This is a genomic window from Planococcus chinensis, from assembly GCF_042681545.1.
GTDB classification, from domain to species: Bacteria; Bacillota; Bacilli; order Bacillales_A; family Planococcaceae; genus Planococcus; species Planococcus chinensis.
Genome location: NZ_JBHUFW010000011.1, coordinates 245,057 through 264,056 on the forward strand (window position 1 = coordinate 245,057; position 19,000 = coordinate 264,056).

Annotated in this window: 15 protein-coding genes and 1 other annotated feature; of the genes, 13 read left to right on the top strand and 2 right to left on the bottom strand. The window is 53.8% G+C overall.

What is annotated here, in order from left to right:
* The first annotated feature begins 5 nt into the window (after positions 1-5).
* The 12 genes from queA to dtd all read left to right on the top strand — a co-directional run bounded on the left by queA (position 6) and on the right by dtd (position 14,377).
* A complete protein-coding gene (gene queA / locus ACFSDB_RS13800; protein WP_204890378.1) occupies positions 6-1,058 on the top strand; it encodes a tRNA preQ1(34) S-adenosylmethionine ribosyltransferase-isomerase QueA in 1,053 nt (350 codons plus the stop codon).
* Positions 1,055-2,197: a tRNA guanosine(34) transglycosylase Tgt gene (gene tgt, locus ACFSDB_RS13805; protein WP_204890379.1), complete on the top strand. Its 1,143-nt coding sequence runs from the start codon at positions 1,055-1,057 to the stop codon at positions 2,195-2,197. The genes queA and tgt overlap by 4 nt, the downstream gene beginning before the upstream one ends.
* Before the next feature lie 37 nt (positions 2,198-2,234).
* Complete coding sequence (yajC, locus tag ACFSDB_RS13810) at positions 2,235-2,510, top strand: preprotein translocase subunit YajC (protein ID WP_204890380.1); 276 nt, start codon at positions 2,235-2,237, stop codon at positions 2,508-2,510.
* Between the two features lie 638 nt (positions 2,511-3,148).
* Entirely contained in the window at positions 3,149-3,469 is a 321-nt protein-coding gene (locus ACFSDB_RS13815) for a post-transcriptional regulator (protein WP_204890381.1), read from the top strand.
* Between the two features lie 66 nt (positions 3,470-3,535).
* Complete coding sequence (secDF, locus tag ACFSDB_RS13820) at positions 3,536-5,812, top strand: protein translocase subunit SecDF (RefSeq protein ID WP_204890382.1); 2,277 nt, start codon at positions 3,536-3,538, stop codon at positions 5,810-5,812.
* Positions 5,813-5,894: 82 nt separating this feature from the next.
* Positions 5,895-6,251, top strand: a complete 357-nt coding sequence (locus ACFSDB_RS13825; protein ID WP_204890383.1) for a LapA family protein — start codon at positions 5,895-5,897, stop codon at positions 6,249-6,251.
* Positions 6,252-6,361: 110 nt separating this feature from the next.
* Positions 6,362-8,704: a single-stranded-DNA-specific exonuclease RecJ gene (gene recJ, locus ACFSDB_RS13830; protein ID WP_204890384.1), complete on the top strand. Its 2,343-nt coding sequence runs from the start codon at positions 6,362-6,364 to the stop codon at positions 8,702-8,704.
* Positions 8,695-9,207, top strand: a complete 513-nt coding sequence (locus ACFSDB_RS13835) for an adenine phosphoribosyltransferase (protein WP_204890385.1) — start codon at positions 8,695-8,697, stop codon at positions 9,205-9,207. Before recJ ends, ACFSDB_RS13835 begins: the two co-directional genes overlap by 10 nt.
* Positions 9,208-9,547: 340 nt before the next feature.
* Complete coding sequence (locus ACFSDB_RS13840; RefSeq protein WP_204890386.1) at positions 9,548-11,083, top strand: glycosyl hydrolase family 28-related protein; 1,536 nt, start codon at positions 9,548-9,550, stop codon at positions 11,081-11,083.
* A 45-nt stretch (positions 11,084-11,128) separates the two neighbouring features.
* The gene (locus ACFSDB_RS13845) at positions 11,129-11,653 is read left to right on the top strand and encodes a type 1 glutamine amidotransferase domain-containing protein (protein ID WP_204890387.1); all 525 of its coding nucleotides are present in this window, start codon (positions 11,129-11,131) and stop codon (positions 11,651-11,653) included.
* 81 nt (positions 11,654-11,734) lie between these two features.
* Positions 11,735-13,927 (top strand): RelA/SpoT family protein, encoded by a 2,193-nt coding sequence (locus tag ACFSDB_RS13850; RefSeq protein ID WP_204890388.1) that lies wholly within the window; start codon positions 11,735-11,737, stop codon positions 13,925-13,927.
* 9 nt (positions 13,928-13,936) lie between these two features.
* Positions 13,937-14,377, top strand: coding sequence for a D-aminoacyl-tRNA deacylase (gene dtd / locus ACFSDB_RS13855; RefSeq protein WP_204890389.1), 441 nt, complete (start codon positions 13,937-13,939; stop codon positions 14,375-14,377).
* A gap of 283 nt (positions 14,378-14,660) precedes the next feature.
* Here dtd and ACFSDB_RS13860 read toward each other — a convergent pair whose 3' ends face one another.
* Together ACFSDB_RS13860 and ACFSDB_RS13865 are read right to left on the bottom strand one after the other, a co-directional pair.
* Entirely contained in the window at positions 14,661-15,521 is an 861-nt protein-coding gene (locus ACFSDB_RS13860; RefSeq protein ID WP_204890390.1) for an alpha/beta fold hydrolase, read from the bottom strand.
* Between the two features lie 231 nt (positions 15,522-15,752).
* Entirely contained in the window at positions 15,753-17,297 is a 1,545-nt protein-coding gene (locus tag ACFSDB_RS13865) for an SH3 domain-containing protein (protein WP_204890391.1), read from the bottom strand.
* Positions 17,298-17,411: 114 nt separating this feature from the next.
* Positions 17,412-17,660, top strand: a binding site (T-box leader).
* Between the two features lie 52 nt (positions 17,661-17,712).
* Here ACFSDB_RS13865 and hisS point away from each other — a divergent pair.
* Positions 17,713-18,999, top strand: coding sequence for a histidine--tRNA ligase (gene hisS, locus ACFSDB_RS13870; protein WP_204890392.1), 1,287 nt, complete (start codon positions 17,713-17,715; stop codon positions 18,997-18,999).
* Position 19,000: the final 1 nt, after the last annotated feature.

The window sequence follows — 19,000 nt, forward strand, 5'->3', positions numbered from 1 at the left end:
TTAACATGAACGTAAATGATTTTGATTTCGAATTGCCGGAAGACCTGATTGCCCAGACGCCGCTGCTTGACCGTACGTCGAGCCGCCTTTTAGTTATGGACAAGGAATCCGGCGAAGTCACACACCGCCATTTCCGCGACATCATCGAACACCTCCACGCAGGCGACACGCTGGTGTTGAACGATACGCGCGTCTTGCCGGCGCGCCTAATGGGCACGAAAGAAGACACCGGCGCGAACATCGAATTGCTGCTCTTGAAGCAAATCGAGGAAGACGTCTGGGAAACGCTGGTGAAACCGGCGAAGAAAGTGAAAGTCGGCACAGTGATTTCATTCGGCGAAGGCTTGTTGAAAGCGGAATGCGTCGGTCTCTTGGACCACGGCGGACGCCATTTCAAGATGATCTACGACGGCATCTTCTACGAGATCCTCGACCAGCTCGGTGAAATGCCATTGCCTCCGTATATCCGCGAGAAACTGGAAGACCAGGACCGCTACCAGACGGTGTTTGCGAAAGAGCGGGGGAGCGCTGCAGCGCCGACTGCCGGCCTTCATTTCACGGAGAGCCTGCTGGACGAAATCCGCGCGAAAGGCGTCAACATCGCCTTCATCACGCTTCACGTTGGTCTTGGCACGTTCCGTCCAGTTTCGGTCGATTCGATAGAAGACCACGAAATGCACGCCGAATTCTACCGCATCAACCAGGACACGGCAGACCTCATCAACAATACGAAAAAGAACGGCGGACGCGTCATCTCAGTCGGCACGACGTCGACCCGGACGCTTGAATCCGTGGCGAATCGTTTCGGCGGCGAGCTGCAGGAAGACAGCGGCTGGACCGATATTTTCATTTTCCCGGGCTACGAGTTTAAAGCGATCGACGGCTTGATCACCAATTTCCACTTGCCGAAATCGACGCTTGTCATGCTCGTCAGCGCGCTGTCAAACCGCGACGCTATTTTGAACGCCTATAACGAAGCCGTCCAAGAACGCTACCGCTTCTTCTCGTTTGGAGACGCGATGTTTATTGAACCGAAGAAAAAGGAGACTCACCAATGACTCAAGCAGTATGGTACGAACACATCAAAACTTGCAAACAGACCGGCGCGCGCCTCGGGATCGTCCACACGCCGCACGGCTCATTCGAAACGCCGGCATTCATGCCGGTCGGCACGCAGGCGACCGTCAAGACGATGTCGCCGGAAGAACTGAAAGCGATGGGAGCGGGCATTATCCTCAGCAATACGTACCACTTGTGGCTGCGTCCCGGCAATGACGTCGTCAAAGAAGCGGGCGGCCTCCACAAATTCATGAACTGGGACCGTCCGATCTTGACCGATTCCGGCGGCTTTCAGGTGTTCTCGCTGAGCGAATTCCGCAACATCAAAGAAGAAGGCGTCCATTTCCGCAACCACATGAACGGCGACAAGCTGTTCCTGAGCCCGGAAAAAGCGATGCAGATCCAGAACGATTTGGGTTCGGACATCATGATGGCATTCGACGAGTGCCCACCGTACCCGGCAACGCATGAGTACATGAAATCAAGCGTCGAGCGGACGTCCCGCTGGGCGGAGCGCTGCATCGAAGCGCATGCGCGCAAAGAGGACCAGGGCTTGTTCGGTATTATTCAGGGCGGCGAATTCGAAGACCTGCGCAAACAAAGCGCACAGGACCTCGTGTCGCTAGACTTCCCGGGCTATGCGATTGGCGGACTTTCCGTCGGCGAACCGAAAGACGTCATGAACCGCGTATTGGAATTCACGACGCCGCACATGCCGGCTGATAAACCGCGCTACCTGATGGGCGTTGGATCGCCCGACTCTCTGATCGACGGCTCGATCCGCGGCGTCGATATGTTCGACTGCGTCCTGCCGACCCGCATCGCGCGCAACGGCACCTTGATGACAAGCGAAGGCCGCCTGAACATCAAGAACGCCAAATTCAAGCATGATTTCAAGCCGCTTGATGAGAAATGCGATTGCTACACATGCACGAATTATTCCCGCGCCTACGTCCATCACCTGCTGCGTGCAGACGAAACGTTCGGCCTTCGACTTACTAGTTATCATAATCTTCATTTTCTGTTAAACTTAATGGAGCAGGTCCGTCAAGCAATCCGCGAAGACCGCCTGGGAGATTTCCGCGAAGAATTTTTTGAAGCCTACGGTTTCAATAAGCCAAACGCTAAGAATTTCTGATTTAGAAAAAGAGACAGCGAAGGGGGGAAATTGAAAAATGGATACAATTATTGCGTTATCACCTTTATTGTTAATGTTCCTATTAATGTGGCTTTTCATTATCCGTCCTGCACAAAAACGCCAGAAAGCGACGGCGAACATGCAGTCGGAATTGCGCCGCGGCGACCGCATCGTCACAATCGGAGGCCTTCACGGCACCGTCGATGCAGTTGACGACACGACCATCTACATCACAGTAGCTGACGGAACTCGCATGCAGTTCGAGCGCCAAGCAATCGCACGCGTGGTGGACACAGCTAAAACGACCGTCTAAGAAAAGTTCGCCTTCCTTGCAGAAGGCGATTTTTTTTGAATAAAACCATGAATATAGAAGATAGATTTATATTTGTTCTTAAAAACTGCTGATGTCCATTGCGGTGGACGCTTTCCGCGGGCTCGTGCCGAGACGCTTCGTCGCTGCGCGACTGCAGGGTCTCGGCACCTTCGCTGTCCCGCTGGAGTCGCCACCTCCATTACCATCAGCGGATAATTTATAGTACTTGCTGTTTTCTCGGACCTCTTCAGCGCCGGCGCGTCCGTGGGCTAGGCGAAGCGAAGAGACGGGTGTCTTTCCCGGCTCATCGCAGGAGCCAGGCCCCAAGCGGCCGGAGCGGTATAAAAAGCAATCACTTTTAAGAATCCGGATTCATGAGTGCTATCCAGCGCCGGCGCGTCAGTGGGCTAGGCGAAGCGAAGAGACGGGCGTTCTTCCCGGCTCATCGCGAGAGCCAGGCCCCAAGCGGCCGGAGCGGTATTAAAGAAGCATCATATATTAGCATCGCACGCTCAACAATCTCTAAGCAATAGAAAAACTTAGCGATGCCAAAAAAGAAGGAAATTTTAACAAACCAATGTTCAAAATGTTTCCGCAATCGGCTACAATGGAAAAGAACGGATGGAAGGAGACAAGAAATGTTAAAATTTACCGATCAATACGATGCGGTATTGCCAGCGCTTGAAAGCAAAGTGGCTGAATTCCATTATTTTCAGTACGATACATTCACAACTGAAGACCTTTGGCAGTATTGCTTAAAGAAAAAATGGAAGAAAAAAGATATCGGTGAAATGCGCATCCACGAGATGGTCAACGACATCATGGACATCCGGGCTTCGGACTTTGTCGCCTATAACCAAGTCGAAGGCCTGAAGAGCGGAAGCTGGTTCACCGAAGGCAATATGGCCGACCTCGAAGAGCTGCTGCGGCCATCCCATAAAAAGCCAAAATCAATTTGACACCCATCAACGCCTGTTTCATAATGAAAGTGCTGTGTGTTTCACATCGAGGAGGAATAGTTACATATGAAAGCAAGAGGTCGCATCATAGCCTTTTTCTTACTGGTCATCGTACTGGCAGGATTGATTGGCACCACGAGTTTACCCATCGCTAAAGACATTAAATTAGGGCTCGACCTGCAGGGCGGATTTGAAGTCCTGTATGAAGTACAACCGCTTGAAGAAGGGCAGGAGATCACACAGGATGTCCTGTCCGATACGACTGACGCATTGATGAGCCGGATCAACGTGCTCGGCGTCAGCGAACCGGTCATCACAATTGAAGGGGACGACCGCATCCGCGTGCAGCTGGCTGGCGTGGAAGACCAGGCGCAAGCCCGGGAACTCCTTTCGACTGAAGCCAATTTGACATTCCGCAACTTCGAAGATGAAGTCATGCTGGATGGAAGCGACTTGAAGCAAGGCGGCGCGACGGCGACATTTGGACAGGATGGCCAGCCGATCGTTACGCTGGAATTGAACGACCCGGGCAAATTCGCTGAAATCACCGGCGAAATTGCGCAATTGCCACCGCCAAGCAATGTGTTGGTGATTTGGCTTGATTTCGAAGAAGGCGTTGATTCATACGCAGCTGAACTCGGGAAACCGGATCCGAAATTCGTATCCGATCCGCGCGTTTCGCAGCGCATCAACTCACCGTCTGTTGAAATCTCCGGCGCGTTCACTGTAGAAGAGACCCAGAACCTTGCGGGCATCCTGAACGCCGGTGCATTGCCGGTGGCGCTCGAAGAAATCTATTCGACATCCGTCGGTGCACAGTTCGGTGCACAGGCACTTGATCAGACCGTATTCGCTGCGGCAATCGGTATTGCGCTTGTCCTGCTGTTCATGGTGATTTTCTACCGTATACCTGGACTGATCGCAGTCGTGACGCTTTCCGTTTACGTCTACCTGATCCTTTTGGTATTCGAATTGATCGGCGGCGTTCTGACGCTGCCGGGTATCGCGGCGATTGTTCTCGGCGTCGGGATGGCAGTCGATGCCAACATCATCACGTATGAACGGATCCGTGAGGAACTCCGTGTCGGCCGTTCGGTGCGGGAATCATTCAAGGCGGGGGCATCTTCCTCGTTCTCGGCGATTCTGGATGCCAACGTAACGACAATGATCGCAGCGGGCGTCTTGTTCTGGTTCGGAACAAGTTCCGTTAAAGGATTTGCGACACTGTTGATCATCTCGATCCTTGTCAGCTTCCTGACGGCTGTCTGGGGCTCGCGCCTATTGCTCGGCCTTCTGGTCGGCAGCGGCGTAATGGATGCCAAACCGGGATTGTTCGGATTGCGGAAATCGCAGATCCACGATAAGAGCGAGAACTTGGAAATCCTCGACTTGTCGACGCGTTTCGACCGGTTTGATTTTGCCGGCAACCGTAATAAATTCTTTGCGATTTCGCTTGTCTTGATTATCGCAGGGATGGCTGTCATCGGAATTTTCCGCTTGAACCTAGGTATTGATTTCACTGAAGGGACACGCGTGGAAATCGCAGCAGAATCAGCTATTACAAAAGCTCAGGTGGAAGGCTTCCTTGAAGAAGCCGGTTTCCCATCGGATGATATCGTCATCTCGGGAGATGACTCGAACCTGGGCGTAACCCGCTACACAGAAGAATTCAGCCAGGGAGAGATTGAAGAGCTGAAAAATGCAGCCGTTGAAGAGTTCGGCGTTGAGCCGAATGTCTCGACCGTCTCGCCGACTGTCGGACAGGAATTGGCGAAAAATGCGCTTTATGCACTTGCGATTGCTGCCATCGGCATCATCATCTATGCGACCCTGCGCTTTGAATGGCGTATGGCTTTCGCGTCGGTTGTCGCGCTGATCCACGACGCGTTCTTCATCATTGCAGTGTTCAGCCTCTTGCGGCTTGAAGTGGACGTCACGTTCATCGCAGCGGTGCTGACAATCGTCGGTTATTCAATCAACGATACCATCGTTACGTTTGACCGGATCCGCGAGAACATGCGCCACATCAAAAAGATCGATTCCGAGGAACAGCTCGAGATCATCGTCAACAAATCGCTTCGCCAGACGCTTGGCCGTTCGGTAAACACCGTATTGACCGTAGTGCTGGTGGTTGTTGCCCTGTTGATCTTCGGTGCACCGTCGATCCTGAACTTCTCAATTGCGTTATTGATCGGGTTGATCGCCGGAACGTATTCTTCGATTTTCATCGCTGCCCAATTGTGGCTCGTCTTGAAAAAGCGCGAGTTCCGCAAAAAAGGCCCGATCGATATCGAGAAATTGGAAGAGAAAAACAAATGGGGTTCTGACGAGCCTGTCGTATAAGTTTATAAAGGAAAAGGAACAGGGTATGGATTCATAACACCCTGTTCTTTTTTTTATTCTCACACGGAAGGAGTTGTAGGATATGAAATTTCAATGGCTTATTTTGCTCGGACTGGTATTCGCCGTCATCATCGCGATTTTCGCCGTGGTCAATGTCGACGATGTGCCGGTGAATTATGTCTTCGGTGAAGCGCAGTGGCCGCTTATTCTTGTCATACTTGTATCAGCACTACTTGGCGTTCTGTTGAGCGCAACGGTCTCTATCATCCGGACGTACGCTTTAAAACGGAAGGTCAAATCGCTGCAAAAAGAGATTGCCGTCAAGGAATCGCTGATTGCAACGCAGCAGAACGAGATTGCCGAATATCAGAAAGCCGGTGTCACGCCGGAAGCGATGGTTGTCACAAGTGAAGAAAGACCGGCGGCAGACCGGGAATAAGATGCACTGTTGCATCGCCATTCTCCGCTGGAAGCTGTAAAGGGATTGCCCAAAGTACTTTTGGGCAATCCCTTTTTGCGGTATAATGTACCGGTGAGGAAGTGAAGAGCATGATTGAATCCAAAAAAAGATGGCGCTTGACCACTCCCGACGCGGGCATGGTGCAGGCAATCCAACAGGAATTATCGATTTCATCCGTTTTAGCGAAAATATTAGTGACGCGAGGCATTACCACTGCCGAGGAAGCACGCGCATTCATGGATATGGGAATAGAAGGCATACATAATCCGTACTTGATGAAGGACATGGATATTGCTGTCCATCGGATTCAGCGCGCGATTGAGCAGCAGGAAAAGATCGTCGTCTACGGCGATTACGACGCGGACGGCGTGACGAGCACGTCGGTCATGATGACCGTGCTCCAAGACCTTGGAGCGGACGTCTCCTTTAAAATACCGAACCGCTTCAAGCACGGCTACGGCCCGAATAAAGAATTGTTCCAGCAGGCATTTGATGAAGGCGCGAAGCTGATCGTCACCGTCGATAACGGGATCTCCGGCATCGACGAAGTCGAGTTTGCGAACAGCCTCGGCCTTGACGTCATCATCAGCGACCACCACGATATCGGGGAGACGATGCCGAACGCGTTGGCGATCGTCCACCCGCGTCATCCGGAAGGTAAATATCCGTTTGGCGAACTCGCCGGTGTAGGTGTCGCGTTCAAGATGGCGCAAGCGCTGTACGAAGAAGTGCCGGACCATCTCTTTGAACTGGTCGCCATCGGCACGATCGCCGATTTGGTGCCGCTTCATGACGAGAACCGCATCATGGTCAAGATGGGGCTTGAGGCGCTCCGCAATACGCCGCGCCCGGCAATCGAAGCCCTGTCGGAAGTGTCCGGCGTCAAGCAGCGGGAAATCACCGAGGAGACGATCGGCTTTATGTTCGGCCCGCGCGTCAATGCCATCGGCCGTCTGCAGGATGCGGACCCGGCCGTCCGGCTGTTCATGACGGACGACCCATCGGAAGCCCGGAGCCTTGCCGGCGGACTGGATGTTTTGAATAAAGAACGCCAGGCAATCGTCAAGCAAATTGCTGACGAAGCTACGGCGCAGGTCGAAGCACGCTATCCGGACGGCGCGCCGCACGTTATCGTGGTCGCGCAGGAAGGATGGAATCCCGGCGTCGTCGGGATTGTTGCGTCGAAACTGGTGGAGAAATACTACCGCCCGACGATCGTCCTGTCGCTCAACCCGGAGACGGGCAAAGCGAAAGGGTCGGCCCGCAGCATCGAAGGGTTCCATTTGTATAACGAACTGGCGAAAAACCGCGACATCCTTCCGCATTTCGGCGGACACCCGATGGCTGCTGGCATGACGCTCAAGATGGAACATGTCGACGAACTCCGCGACCGCTTGAACGATCAGGCGGCCGTCTCGTTGACCGAAGAGGACCTGGTGCCGGTCGTGGAAATCGACATCCCGGTCCGGCTCGACGAAATCGATATCAAAACAATTGAATCAATGCGCTTTTTGGCGCCGTTCGGCATGGGCTTTGCCAAGCCGAAATTTTTCCTGGACGATGTGACGGTCGCCTCGATCCGCAAAATCGGCGCAGCGCAGAACCATTTGAAAATGGAACTTGCGCAAAATGACGCGAAGATCGATGCAGTCGGCTTCGGCATCGGCTCTGTCGGCGATGAGCTGACGCCGGACGTCAAGATCGACGTCATCGGCGACTTGCAGATCAATGAATGGAACGGCAGCAAAAAGCCGCAATTGATGATCGAGGATGTCCGGACCGACCAGTGGCAATTGTTCGATATCCGCGGCATCCGCCAAGTAGCCCGCTGGTCGAAACTGATCCCGGACAAAGGGCAAGTGTTCGTGGCTTTCCATCCTGAAACAGTCGCCGTCTTCCAGACGCTCATCGGGCAGCCTATCTTCACGCCTGAGACGCTGTCGGAATGCGAAACGGCGAAGCAGCACCTGGTGCTGCTCGATCTGCCGGATTCGGAAGAACAGCTTGCGGAACTCCTGGCATCAACACAACCACAGCGCATCTATGCCCATTTCTATGCGAAAGAATCGCAGTACTTCGAACAGATCCCGACGCGCGAACAATTCGCGTGGCTGTTTTCATTCATCAAAAAACGCGGTTCGTTCGACTTCAAAAAGCATTGCGACGAGCTGGCGAAACATAAAGGCTGGACGCGCGAGACATTATTTTTCATGCTGCAGGTGTTTTTTGAACTTGAGTTTGTTACACTTAACAATGGACTTACAGAGATTGCTAAAGCTCCGAGCAAACGGGATTTGACTGAAGCGCCGATCTACAAGAAGCGGCAGCAGCAAATTGCGTTGGAACAGAAGCTGCTGTATGCATCTTATAAAGACTTAAAACAGTGGTTTGACGCGAAGGTGTCTGCCAAGGAGGAAGAAATATGGATTTAAAGCAGTACGTAACAATTGTTGAAGATTGGCCGCAGCCCGGCATCCGTTTCAAAGACATCACAACAATCATGGATAACGGCCCTGCCTATAAATACGCAACAGATCAGATGGTGGAATACGCCAAGACGGTCGGTGCGGAAGTCATTGTCGGCCCGGAAGCCCGCGGATTCATCATAGGATGCCCGGTCGCTTATGCGCTTGAAATCGGTTTTGCCCCTGTCCGCAAAGAAGGCAAATTGCCGCGCGAAGTGATTCGCGCCGAATACGGCCTGGAATACGGCAAAGACGTTTTGACGATGCACAAAGATGCCATCAAACCCGGTCAAAAAGTATTGATCACAGACGATCTGCTTGCAACTGGCGGCACGATCGAAGCGTCGATCAACCTGGTTGAACAGCTTGGCGGCGTTGTTGTCGGCTGTGCATTCCTGATCGAACTGACATACTTGGATGGCCGCGATAAATTAGAAGGCTACGAAGTCATGACATTGATCCAATATTGATCGAGATGAATCTCTCCGCAATGTGCGGAGGGATTTTTTATATTGGCGTGAAAAATGGCTGAACGCTCATAACTCTTGGCTGAACGCTCATAACTCCAAGCTGAACGCTCATACCGAGGCTTCGAACGCTCATAACTTCTGACTGAACGCTCATACCGAGGCTTCGAACGCTCATAACTTCTGACTGAACGCTCATAACAAGGCACCGAACGCTCATATCCCCAAAAACCACCGCATTCCCCTAATATCCATCCCGGAACGAAAACGGTATCATGAAAGAAAACCCGAAACCCTACATAGTCATTCCCAAAAAGGGTATGGAACATTGAGGTGATGAGTGATGCATTTAAGTGAATACCACGATCCAAGGAAAAACCGCGAATTGCTCGGGGCGATCCTAAAAGACGATATTACGCTCGCGGACATGACAGCAGAAACCCGCAGCCTGTTCGATGAGATCCGGGCCAAAGAACCGGGAATGCCGGGGCGGCGGAAGCATTCCTGGGATGAACGGATTTGGGCGCCGCTCGCTACCCTGAACGATCTGTTCGATCCGGACGGCTATACGGAACGGATCGAAGGGGAGGACGTCGTTCCGGAATGGAAGCCGCATTTGGACGCTGAATATGAAAAATTGGAACAGGGCATGACGCGCTGTGTGAACGTCGAAGATTTTGGCGCGGTCGGCGACGGCGTGACGGATTGCACGGATGCGTTCCGGCGCGCCATTGGCAAGGGGCGGGTGGATGTGTTTGTGCCGAAGGGCATTTTCGTTGTCCGCCATATCAAACTTCCCTCATTGACGCGGCTGCGCGGATCGGGCAAAGGCGCAACGATTTTAAGGCTCCACGATGCTGCGCCGAAGCGCCAACGCCTGGTGATGAACGCCAATCCGTTCCGCGGCAACCACCATGTCGCTGTCGAGAACATTGGCCTTGATTGGAATGTGGAGCGGCTCGGCGACGTGCAAAATACAAGCGCGGGCAATAATTTCTCCAGCTGCCTGACATTCGCGAAGCTTACATACGGCTGGGCGAAGGACGTCGCCGCCAAAAATCCTGGCCTCCATTGTTTCGATGTCTCCTCGACGCTTTACAATTACGGCGGCGACGGACGGCGTGCACGGGGCGGCAGCCGCTTTGTATGGATCGACGGCTGCAGCGGCCACGGCTTCGGTGACGACGGCGTGACGACGCACCACAGCGATTATATTTTCATCTCCAATTCGCATTTCAGCGACCCGTCCGGCCGTTCCCATAAGGAGGGTTTCTCCAATTCGAACGGCATCGAAATCGACGATGGCTCGCGTTTTGTCTGGCTGCTCAACAACTCGACGGCCCGCTGCTTCGGCGGCGTCGAGATCAAAGCGCACGCGACAAGTTCTGCTGCAACCGGCGTCTTTATCTCGGGGCACCTGTCGGTCAACGACAACCGGTCCTTCAACTTCCGGCACATCGGCCACCACAGCGCGGACGACCCGGATTCGGTGACGGCATTCAACATCCTCGCCCAGCGGCTCGTATCGGTCGCGCCAATCCACACGGACATGTATGCGGGGTCCGCTCCGCGCGCGCTCGTCGTTTCCGGCTACCGCAACGTCGCCGTCAACCGCTTCCTGTTCATCGGGGACCCGGAGACGGACTACGCCGGCAATCCGGCAGTGGCGATCCAGTACAAGTCGGGCCATGCGGCGCTTGCGAACGGCCGGATCCTCGGGTTCAAGAACGCCAAGTCGGCTGTCTACGTTGCTGGCGGCAGACAGCCCGCAACCGACATCACGCTGCGCAATCTCCGCTGCAATGCGACCGGTAGTAAAGCGGTCAGTGTCGGCAAAGGCAATAAAACCGTCGTACAGGAAGACATCCACTTCTGCTAAGGTTTACAGATAGCAACGAATAAACTATTTCAAGGAGGAGTCCATATGCGTTTGAAAGATAAGAAAATACTCAGTTTTGTCCACCACGAATTCGAGGACCTGGAATTATGGTACCCGATCCTGCGGCTCCGGGAAGAAGGGGCGGAAGTCCACCTCGCCGGGGAAGAAGCAGGCAAGAAATACATCGGCAAGTACGGCGTGCCGGCGGAATCCGATTTTGCCTATGGCGACATCACACCGAGCGATTACGATGGGATCCTCGTTCCGGGCGGCTGGGCGCCGGATAAGATTCGCCGGTTCCCGGAAGTGCTGAATATTGTCCAATATATGGACAAGAACGAAAAGCCGATCGGCCAGATCTGCCATGCCGGCTGGGTGCTCATTTCGGCGGACGTCTTGAAGGGGCGCAAAGTGACCAGCACGCCCGGCATCAAGGACGATATGGTGAATGCCGGCGCCGAATGGTTCGACGAAGCGGTGGTGGTCGACGGCCATCTTGTATCGAGCCGCCGTCCGCCGGATCTGCCGGATTATCTCCGGGAATTTATTAAAGTCATCGAGCAGCAGTGACAAAGCTTTACTTTTAGCCCATTTGTTTTTTATAATAGTAAGATATACTCTGGGGAAATATTAAAAGCAAGGTGGGCAATTATGGCGAAGGATCAAGTTAGGACACCAGAAGACGTTTTCGAAATGGTAGCGTCTTATATGAATGCCGATCATGTGGAAAAAATAAAACATGCCTACGAAGTAGCGCTGCATGCCCACGAGGGACAATTCCGGAAATCCGGGGAGCCTTATATTGTCCATCCGGTGCAGGTCGCCGGAATTCTGGCAGAGCTGCAGATGGACCCGGCAACGGTCGCTGCAGGGTTTCTTCACGATGTCGTTGAAGACACCGAAGTGACGCGGGAAGACATCGTACGGGACTTTGACGAAGAAGTCGCGATGCTCGTAGATGGCGTGACCAAACTCAGCAAGATCAAATACATGTCGAAAGAGGAGCAGCAGGCGGAGAACCACCGCAAGATGTTCGTCGCGATGGCGCAGGACATCCGCGTCATCCTGATCAAGCTGGCGGACCGGCTGCACAACCTCCGGACGCTGAAATACCAGTCGGTCGAAAAGCAGCGCATGAAAGCGAACGAGACGCTCGAGATTTTCGCGCCGATTGCACACCGCCTCGGGATCAATACAATCAAATGGGAGCTCGAAGACACCGCCCTCCGTTATTTGAACCCGCAACAATACTACCGCATCGTCAATCTCATGAAAAAGAAGCGCACCGAGCGGGAAGAATACTTGAATAATGTCATGAATGAAATTCGCACGCAGCTCGACGAAGTCGACATCAAGGCGGATCTTTTTGGCCGTCCAAAACATATTTACAGCATCTACCGCAAGATGGCGCTGCAGAACAAGCAGTTCAATGAAATCTACGATCTGCTGGCCGTGCGCATCACGGTCGAAAGCATCAAGGATTGCTACGCGGTGCTCGGCATTATCCATTCCACCTGGAAACCGATGCCCGGCCGCTTCAAGGATTATATTGCGATGCCGAAACAGAACCTGTACCAGTCGCTCCATACGACCGTCATCGGCCCGCAAGGCGATCCCTTGGAAGTGCAGATCCGCACTGAGGAAATGCACCGCATCGCCGAATACGGGGTGGCGGCGCACTGGGCCTATAAAGAAGGCCGGAAAGTCGACATGCCGAAAAACACCGTCGATTCTCGCCTGACGTGGTTCCGGGAAATCCTTGATTTCCAGAACGAATCGGACAACGCCGAGGAATTCATGGAATCGCTTAAATACGATTTGTTCTCGGATATGGTTTATGTGTTCTCGCCAAAAGGCGACGTCATCGAGATGCCGGCCGGGTCCGTGCCGATCGATTTCGCATATCGCGTCCACTCGGAAATCGGCAACAAGACCATCGGCGCCAAAGTGAACGGCAAGATGGTCCCGCTTGATACCGAACTGAAGACCGGCGACATCGTCGAGATCCTGACGTCGAAACAGTCGTTCGGCCCGAGCCGCGACTGGCTGAAGATCGCCAAGTCCACGCAGACGAAAAACAAGATCAAGCAATTCTTCAAAAAGCAATTGCGCGCGGACAATGTCCTCAAAGGCAAGGAATTGATCGAGAAGGAAATCCGTGCCCAGGAATTCCCGGTCAAGGAAGTGCTGACGAACGAAAACATCAAACGCGTCTGCGAGAAATTCAATTTCGCCGGCGAAGACGATATGTATGCAGCTGTCGGATTCCAGGGCATCACCGCCCAGCAAGTGGTGAACCGCCTGGCGGAAAAACAGCGCAAAAAGCGCGAACAGGAAGAAGCCATCGAAAAAATTACGGTGGAAATGAAATCGAACACACCGCGCAAACAAACCGAATCTGGCGTAATCGTCCGGGGCATCGACAATATGATGATCCGGCTGTCTCGTTGCTGCAACCCGGTTCCGGGCGACAGCATCATCGGGTTTATTACGAAAGGCCGCGGCGTTTCCGTGCACCGCGCCGATTGTCCGAACGTCCAGGCGGACGAAACCGACCGGCTCATCCCGGTCGAGTGGGAGAACGCCGGTTCGCCGGACAAGAAAGACTACCAGATCGATATCGAAGTGCAGGCCTACGACCGCACCGGTTTAATCAACGAAGTCATGCACATGGTCAGCGAAGCGAAGACGACCATCACGGCGGTCAGCGGCAAAGCCGATTCCAATAAAATCGCGACGATCAATATGACCATCATGATTCCGCATATCTCGCAATTGAATCGCGTCGTGGAAAAGATCAAGCAGATCCCGGATGTCTATTCGGTCGTGCGCGTGACAAATTAAGGAGGCATTATGCGGGTCATTTTACAGCGTTCCAAAAGAGCGTCGGTGACGGTAGCGGGGAAAGTGACCGGAGCGATCGCTTCCGGCTATGTCCTGCTTGTCGGCATCACGCATGAAGATACAGTAGAAGATGCAAAATACGTCGCGAAGAAAGTCGCCGAAATGCGGCTTTTCGAAGACGAAGAAGGCAAGATGAACCGTTCAATCTCTGAAGCGGGCGGCGACATCCTGTCGATCTCGCAGTTCACGCTTTACGGCGATGTTAAAAAAGGGCGCCGGCCGAGCTTTATCGCAGCGGCGCGCCCGGAAACCGCCGAGCCGCTTTGGCAGGCGTTCAACGACGCGCTCCGCGGCCACGGGCTGAAAGTCGAGACCGGCGTGTTCGGCGCCATGATGGACGTCGAGCTCATCAACGACGGCCCGGTGACGATGATCGTCGAATCGAAATAAACGAAAAAAGAGCTGGAGATTGTTCTCCGACTCTTTTTTTGTTTGTTGAAAAGTTCCTAGGGATAAGTGGAAAAAAGGAATAATCTAATTACACCGCGCCGGACGCTTTGGGCAAGGCTCCCGCCATGAGCTGGGAAGAACACCCATCTCCTGGCTTCGCCCAGCCCGTGGACGCGCCGGCGCTGGATAGGCTCTCTATAAGAGAATATAAATTAATTATTCCTCAAAAAACTGTAACAAGCTGGAGAGAAGTCTTCAGCTTGTTTTCACTTGTATTCCAGCCTTATTTCGTTAAAAACCGGTGCAGCGCTTCGTAAGTTTCGTCCGGCGCTTCTTCCGGCAGGTAATGGCCGCAGTCGATGCCGCGGCCGTCCACGTCGTCGGCCCAGTCCCGCCATACAGCCAAGACATCGTACCATTCGGGGAGGAAGTTCTTCATGCCCCAAAGCGCGAGCACCGGGCAGCCGATTTTCTTACGGCGCCGGTCCGCTTCGTCCAGTTCGTAATCGATCGTAGCGCCGGCCCGGTAATCTTCGCACATGGCATGGATCGTGCCCGGCTGGCGGATGCAGCGCAGGTAATCGGCCAGCGCTTCCGGATGGAATAGGTCGCGGTTGTCCCGGAAATAATAATTGTCGGGGTTTTCACCGATCATTTTCTCCGGCAAGTCATACGGCTGGGCGAGGAAAAACCAGTGCCAATAGCCAAGGCCGAAGTCGCGGTTCGCCCGCCGGAATGTTTCACCGGTCGGGATGATGTCGAGCACGGCCAGTTTGGTGACGGCTTCCGGGAAATCGAGTGCGAGGCGGTAAGCGACTCGTCCGCCGCGGTCATGGCCGACGACCGAGAACTTGTCGAACCCGAATTCTTTCATCAAAGCGACCTGGTCGCCGGCCATCGCCCGTTTGGAGTAGGGAAAATGGTCGTCCGTTGTCTTCGGCTTCGAACTGTCGCCGTATCCCCGGAGGTCCGGCATGATGACGGTGAAATCTTTTGCCAGAAGCGGCGCAATGCGGTGCCACATCATGTGCGTCTGCGGGTGGCCGTGGAGGAGCAAGAGCGGAGGGCCATCGCCGCCGTGGCGCAGGCGAATTTTCACATCCCCGAGGTCAATTGTCTTCAGATGGAACTCTTCCATGATCATCAACAATTCCTCCTTTAGCAGCGGTCTTTATTTTAAAAACTACCCTTAACCAATTTTATCTAATCGTAAATCCGCTTCTTGTTAAGAGAATGGGCAGTACTCCAATTTTAGTTTTGAACAGGGGGAGGGGATCTATTTCAAACAGGTCGTTTGCGGAATCGGCAGTACGCGTTAAATTGCGGCAATAAAAAAAGCAGCGCAGGAAAATTTCCTGTACTGCATTCAATATGGTCAGTCCAATTTTGCATCGAAATAATTGACGATTCCGTTATACAGGCCGAGTGCAGCCTGTTCCTGGAACTGGCCGGAAGTGACAATGCGTTCGTCGTTGAAATTGCTCAGGTAGCCAAGTTCGACGAGGATGGCCGCTTGCCGGTTTTCGCGCAATACCAGGTAGTTGCCGGCACGCACGCCGCGGTTGCGAAGGTCGACTTTGCGGCCGAGCGCTTCGTTCACCGATTCAGCTAGCGCCTGCTGGTAATCGAGCTGGTAATACGTCGTGAAGCCGGAGACGCTGCTGTTTTCCGCCGCATCGTAATGGAGGCTGAGAAACGCATCGGCAGCTACTTGATGGCCGGCAGACACCCGCTTCCGGAGGTCGACGTACGTATCGGACTGGCGCGTCAGGATGACTTCGGCGCCGGCCGAGCGCAGGTGATGCGACAGCGTTTCGGCGGTTTCGAGCGTCAGGTCTTTTTCCTTCGTGTCGCGGGCGCCGACCGTGCCGCCGTCATTGCCGCCATGGCCAGGGTCGAGTACGATCGTCAACCCGTTCAGCGTGCCTTCTTTGCGTAGTTCTTTTTTCTCGGCATTGCTTGAAGCTGTTTTCGTTTCATCGCTGGTCACAACCCATTCAGCAATGAACGCCTGTTGGCCGTCCGGTAGGGCAACTTGATACCAGTCGCCGCTTTTAGTGACGACTCCCAATTGGTCGCCTGCATTCGCCCGGGCAACCACGCCGGAAGACGTGGAGGCTTCGGCCCGGAGGTTCGTGCCGTCGGTCAATACGGTGACCGTATCTTCTTTCGGGCTCGCTGCCTTTTTCACGGTCTGGTTGGACAGGTGGCCGTGGAAGGCATAGACCCAGCCTGTGGTCTCTTCAGAAAGCCGGATCTCCACCCAATTGCCTTCCATCGATTCGACCGGGAACACTTCGCCGTTTTTCACAGTCGTTTCAATGGATGAGCTGAGGTCGGGCTTGCTGCGGACATTCAGGGCGTCCACCGCAATCTGGAACGAAGAGACGTCGCCTTTGGCAGGGGCAGGGTCCGCTTTTGTCGGTTCGGACGTGCTTATGTATTGTTTAGACACAAACCCCCGAGTGTTCCGGAATTCCACTTCGAGCCAGCCGTTGGATTCCCCGATGACGTTGGCGCCATCGCCGGCATTCATCTGTGCAAGCACCGATGCGGAAAGGTCCGGTTCGCTGCGGACGTTCAACCGGTCGACGGTAGAGACGGCGTTTTTGCCGTTGGCGCTTTTCTGCTCGCCGCCGGAAGCTTTGGCAGTCAGCCAGGAAGCGATCCAGCCCGTGCCGCCGCCTGACTCGATTTCGAACCAGTCGCCGCTTTGGGAAACGATTGTGACTTTATCCCCTTTTTTCAACGCATCTAGAACGCTGTAAGAAAGGCCGGGGCCGGAACGGACATTGACCGTCGAACCGGTGATGAGGGCATCGCCAGCCCTTGCCAGTGTTGGCTCCGCTTCAAGGAGCGGGACATTGCCGGCAATCAGTAAAATAAATAAAATAAGACCAATAGACCACTTGCGGAACATTTAGCACCTCCTATAGATTCCATCTACTTGTATTATGAAAAAAAAACGGCCGTTTGTCAAAAAAGGTTGACAACGAATAGGGGAGTCCTTAAGATTAAATTTATTATCCTTATATATTTGCTGATGACGAAGAAAGTAATTGCAAGATTGGCTGACAAGAGAGGGGAAGTCCTGGGCTGAAAACTTCCTTACAGGGATCTGCGATGAAAAACACTTACGAGGCTCCTTTCTGAAAGGCGGCAAGTCCGCTTATTAGGACGGGACGGAACCGGCCGTTATCCGGAATGAGAGGATGCCGTCAACTTATTTTGGCATCAACTAGGGTGGAACCGCGGAAGCTAATACAGAGCTCTCGTCCCTTGCGCAAGCAAGGGGCGGGGGCTTTTTTGTATGGAAAAATGAAGGAGTGAAGAAAATGGGCAATAATATTCAAGCGCCGCGCGGCACATACGATGTGCTGCCCGACCAGTCCGCCAAATGGCAGGAAATCGAAGCGAAGATCATTGAGCTGTGCCGCCTTTACCAATACAAGGAAATCCGCACGCCGATCTTCGAGCACACGGAATTGTTCCAGCGCGGCGTCGGCGACACGACCGACATCGTCACAAAAGAGATGTACACATTCAAGGACCGCGGGGACCGCAGCTTGACGCTGCGCCCGGAAGGAACGGCTTCGGTCGTCCGGTCATTTGTGGAAAATAAATTATTCGGCCTTCCGGACCAGCCGGTGAAATTGTTCTACACAGGTCCGATGTTCCGCTACGAACGCCCGCAGGCCGGCCGCATGCGCCAGTTTGTGCAGTTCGGCGTTGAAGCGATCGGCTCGAAAGATCCGGCAATCGATGCGGAAGTCATTTCGCTCGCGATGGAATTGTACGCATCACTCGGGCTCAAGCGACTGCGCCTGGTCATCAATTCGCTCGGCGACACGGAAAGCCGCATCGCGCACAAAGAAGCGCTCGTTGCGCATTTCGCGCCGCGCATCAACGAGTTCTGCAACGACTGCCAGACGCGCCTTGAGAAAAATCCATTGCGCATACTCGATTGCAAGGTCGACCGCGACCACCCGTTGATGGCGACTGCGCCGTCGCTTGCGGATTACCTGAACGAAGAATCACAAGCTTACTTCACCGAAGTGAAAGGCTACATTGAAGAGCTGGGCATCGACTACGTCGTCGACCCGAACTTGGTGCGGGGATTGGATTACTACAACCACACCGCTTTTGAAATCATGAGCGACGCGGAAGGCTTCGGCGCCATCACGACGCTGTGCGGCGGCGGACGCTATAACGGCCTTGTCGAGGATCTCGGCGGACCGGAAGCACCGGGCATCGGATTCGCGATGAGCATTGAGCGCCTGCTGCTTGCCTTGCAGATGGAAGAAGTTGAGATCGGCAGTTCGGATGCCCTCGGCGTCTACGTCATCGCAATGGACGAGTCGGCGAAAAAACAGGCGTTCCGCATCGTCAAGGACCTCCGTGCCAACGGAATCTCCGCGGACATGGACTACACGGGACGCAAGCTGAAAGCGCAGATGAAATCGGCCGACCGCAAAGGCGCCGAATACGTCATCGTCATCGGCGAGACGGAACTCGCGAACGGCAAAGCAGCATTGAAAGAAATGGCAACCGGCGGACAGCAAGAGGTTTTATTCGCTGATATCGCCGCTGAGATCAAGAATAAGAAATCATTGGAGGAATAAA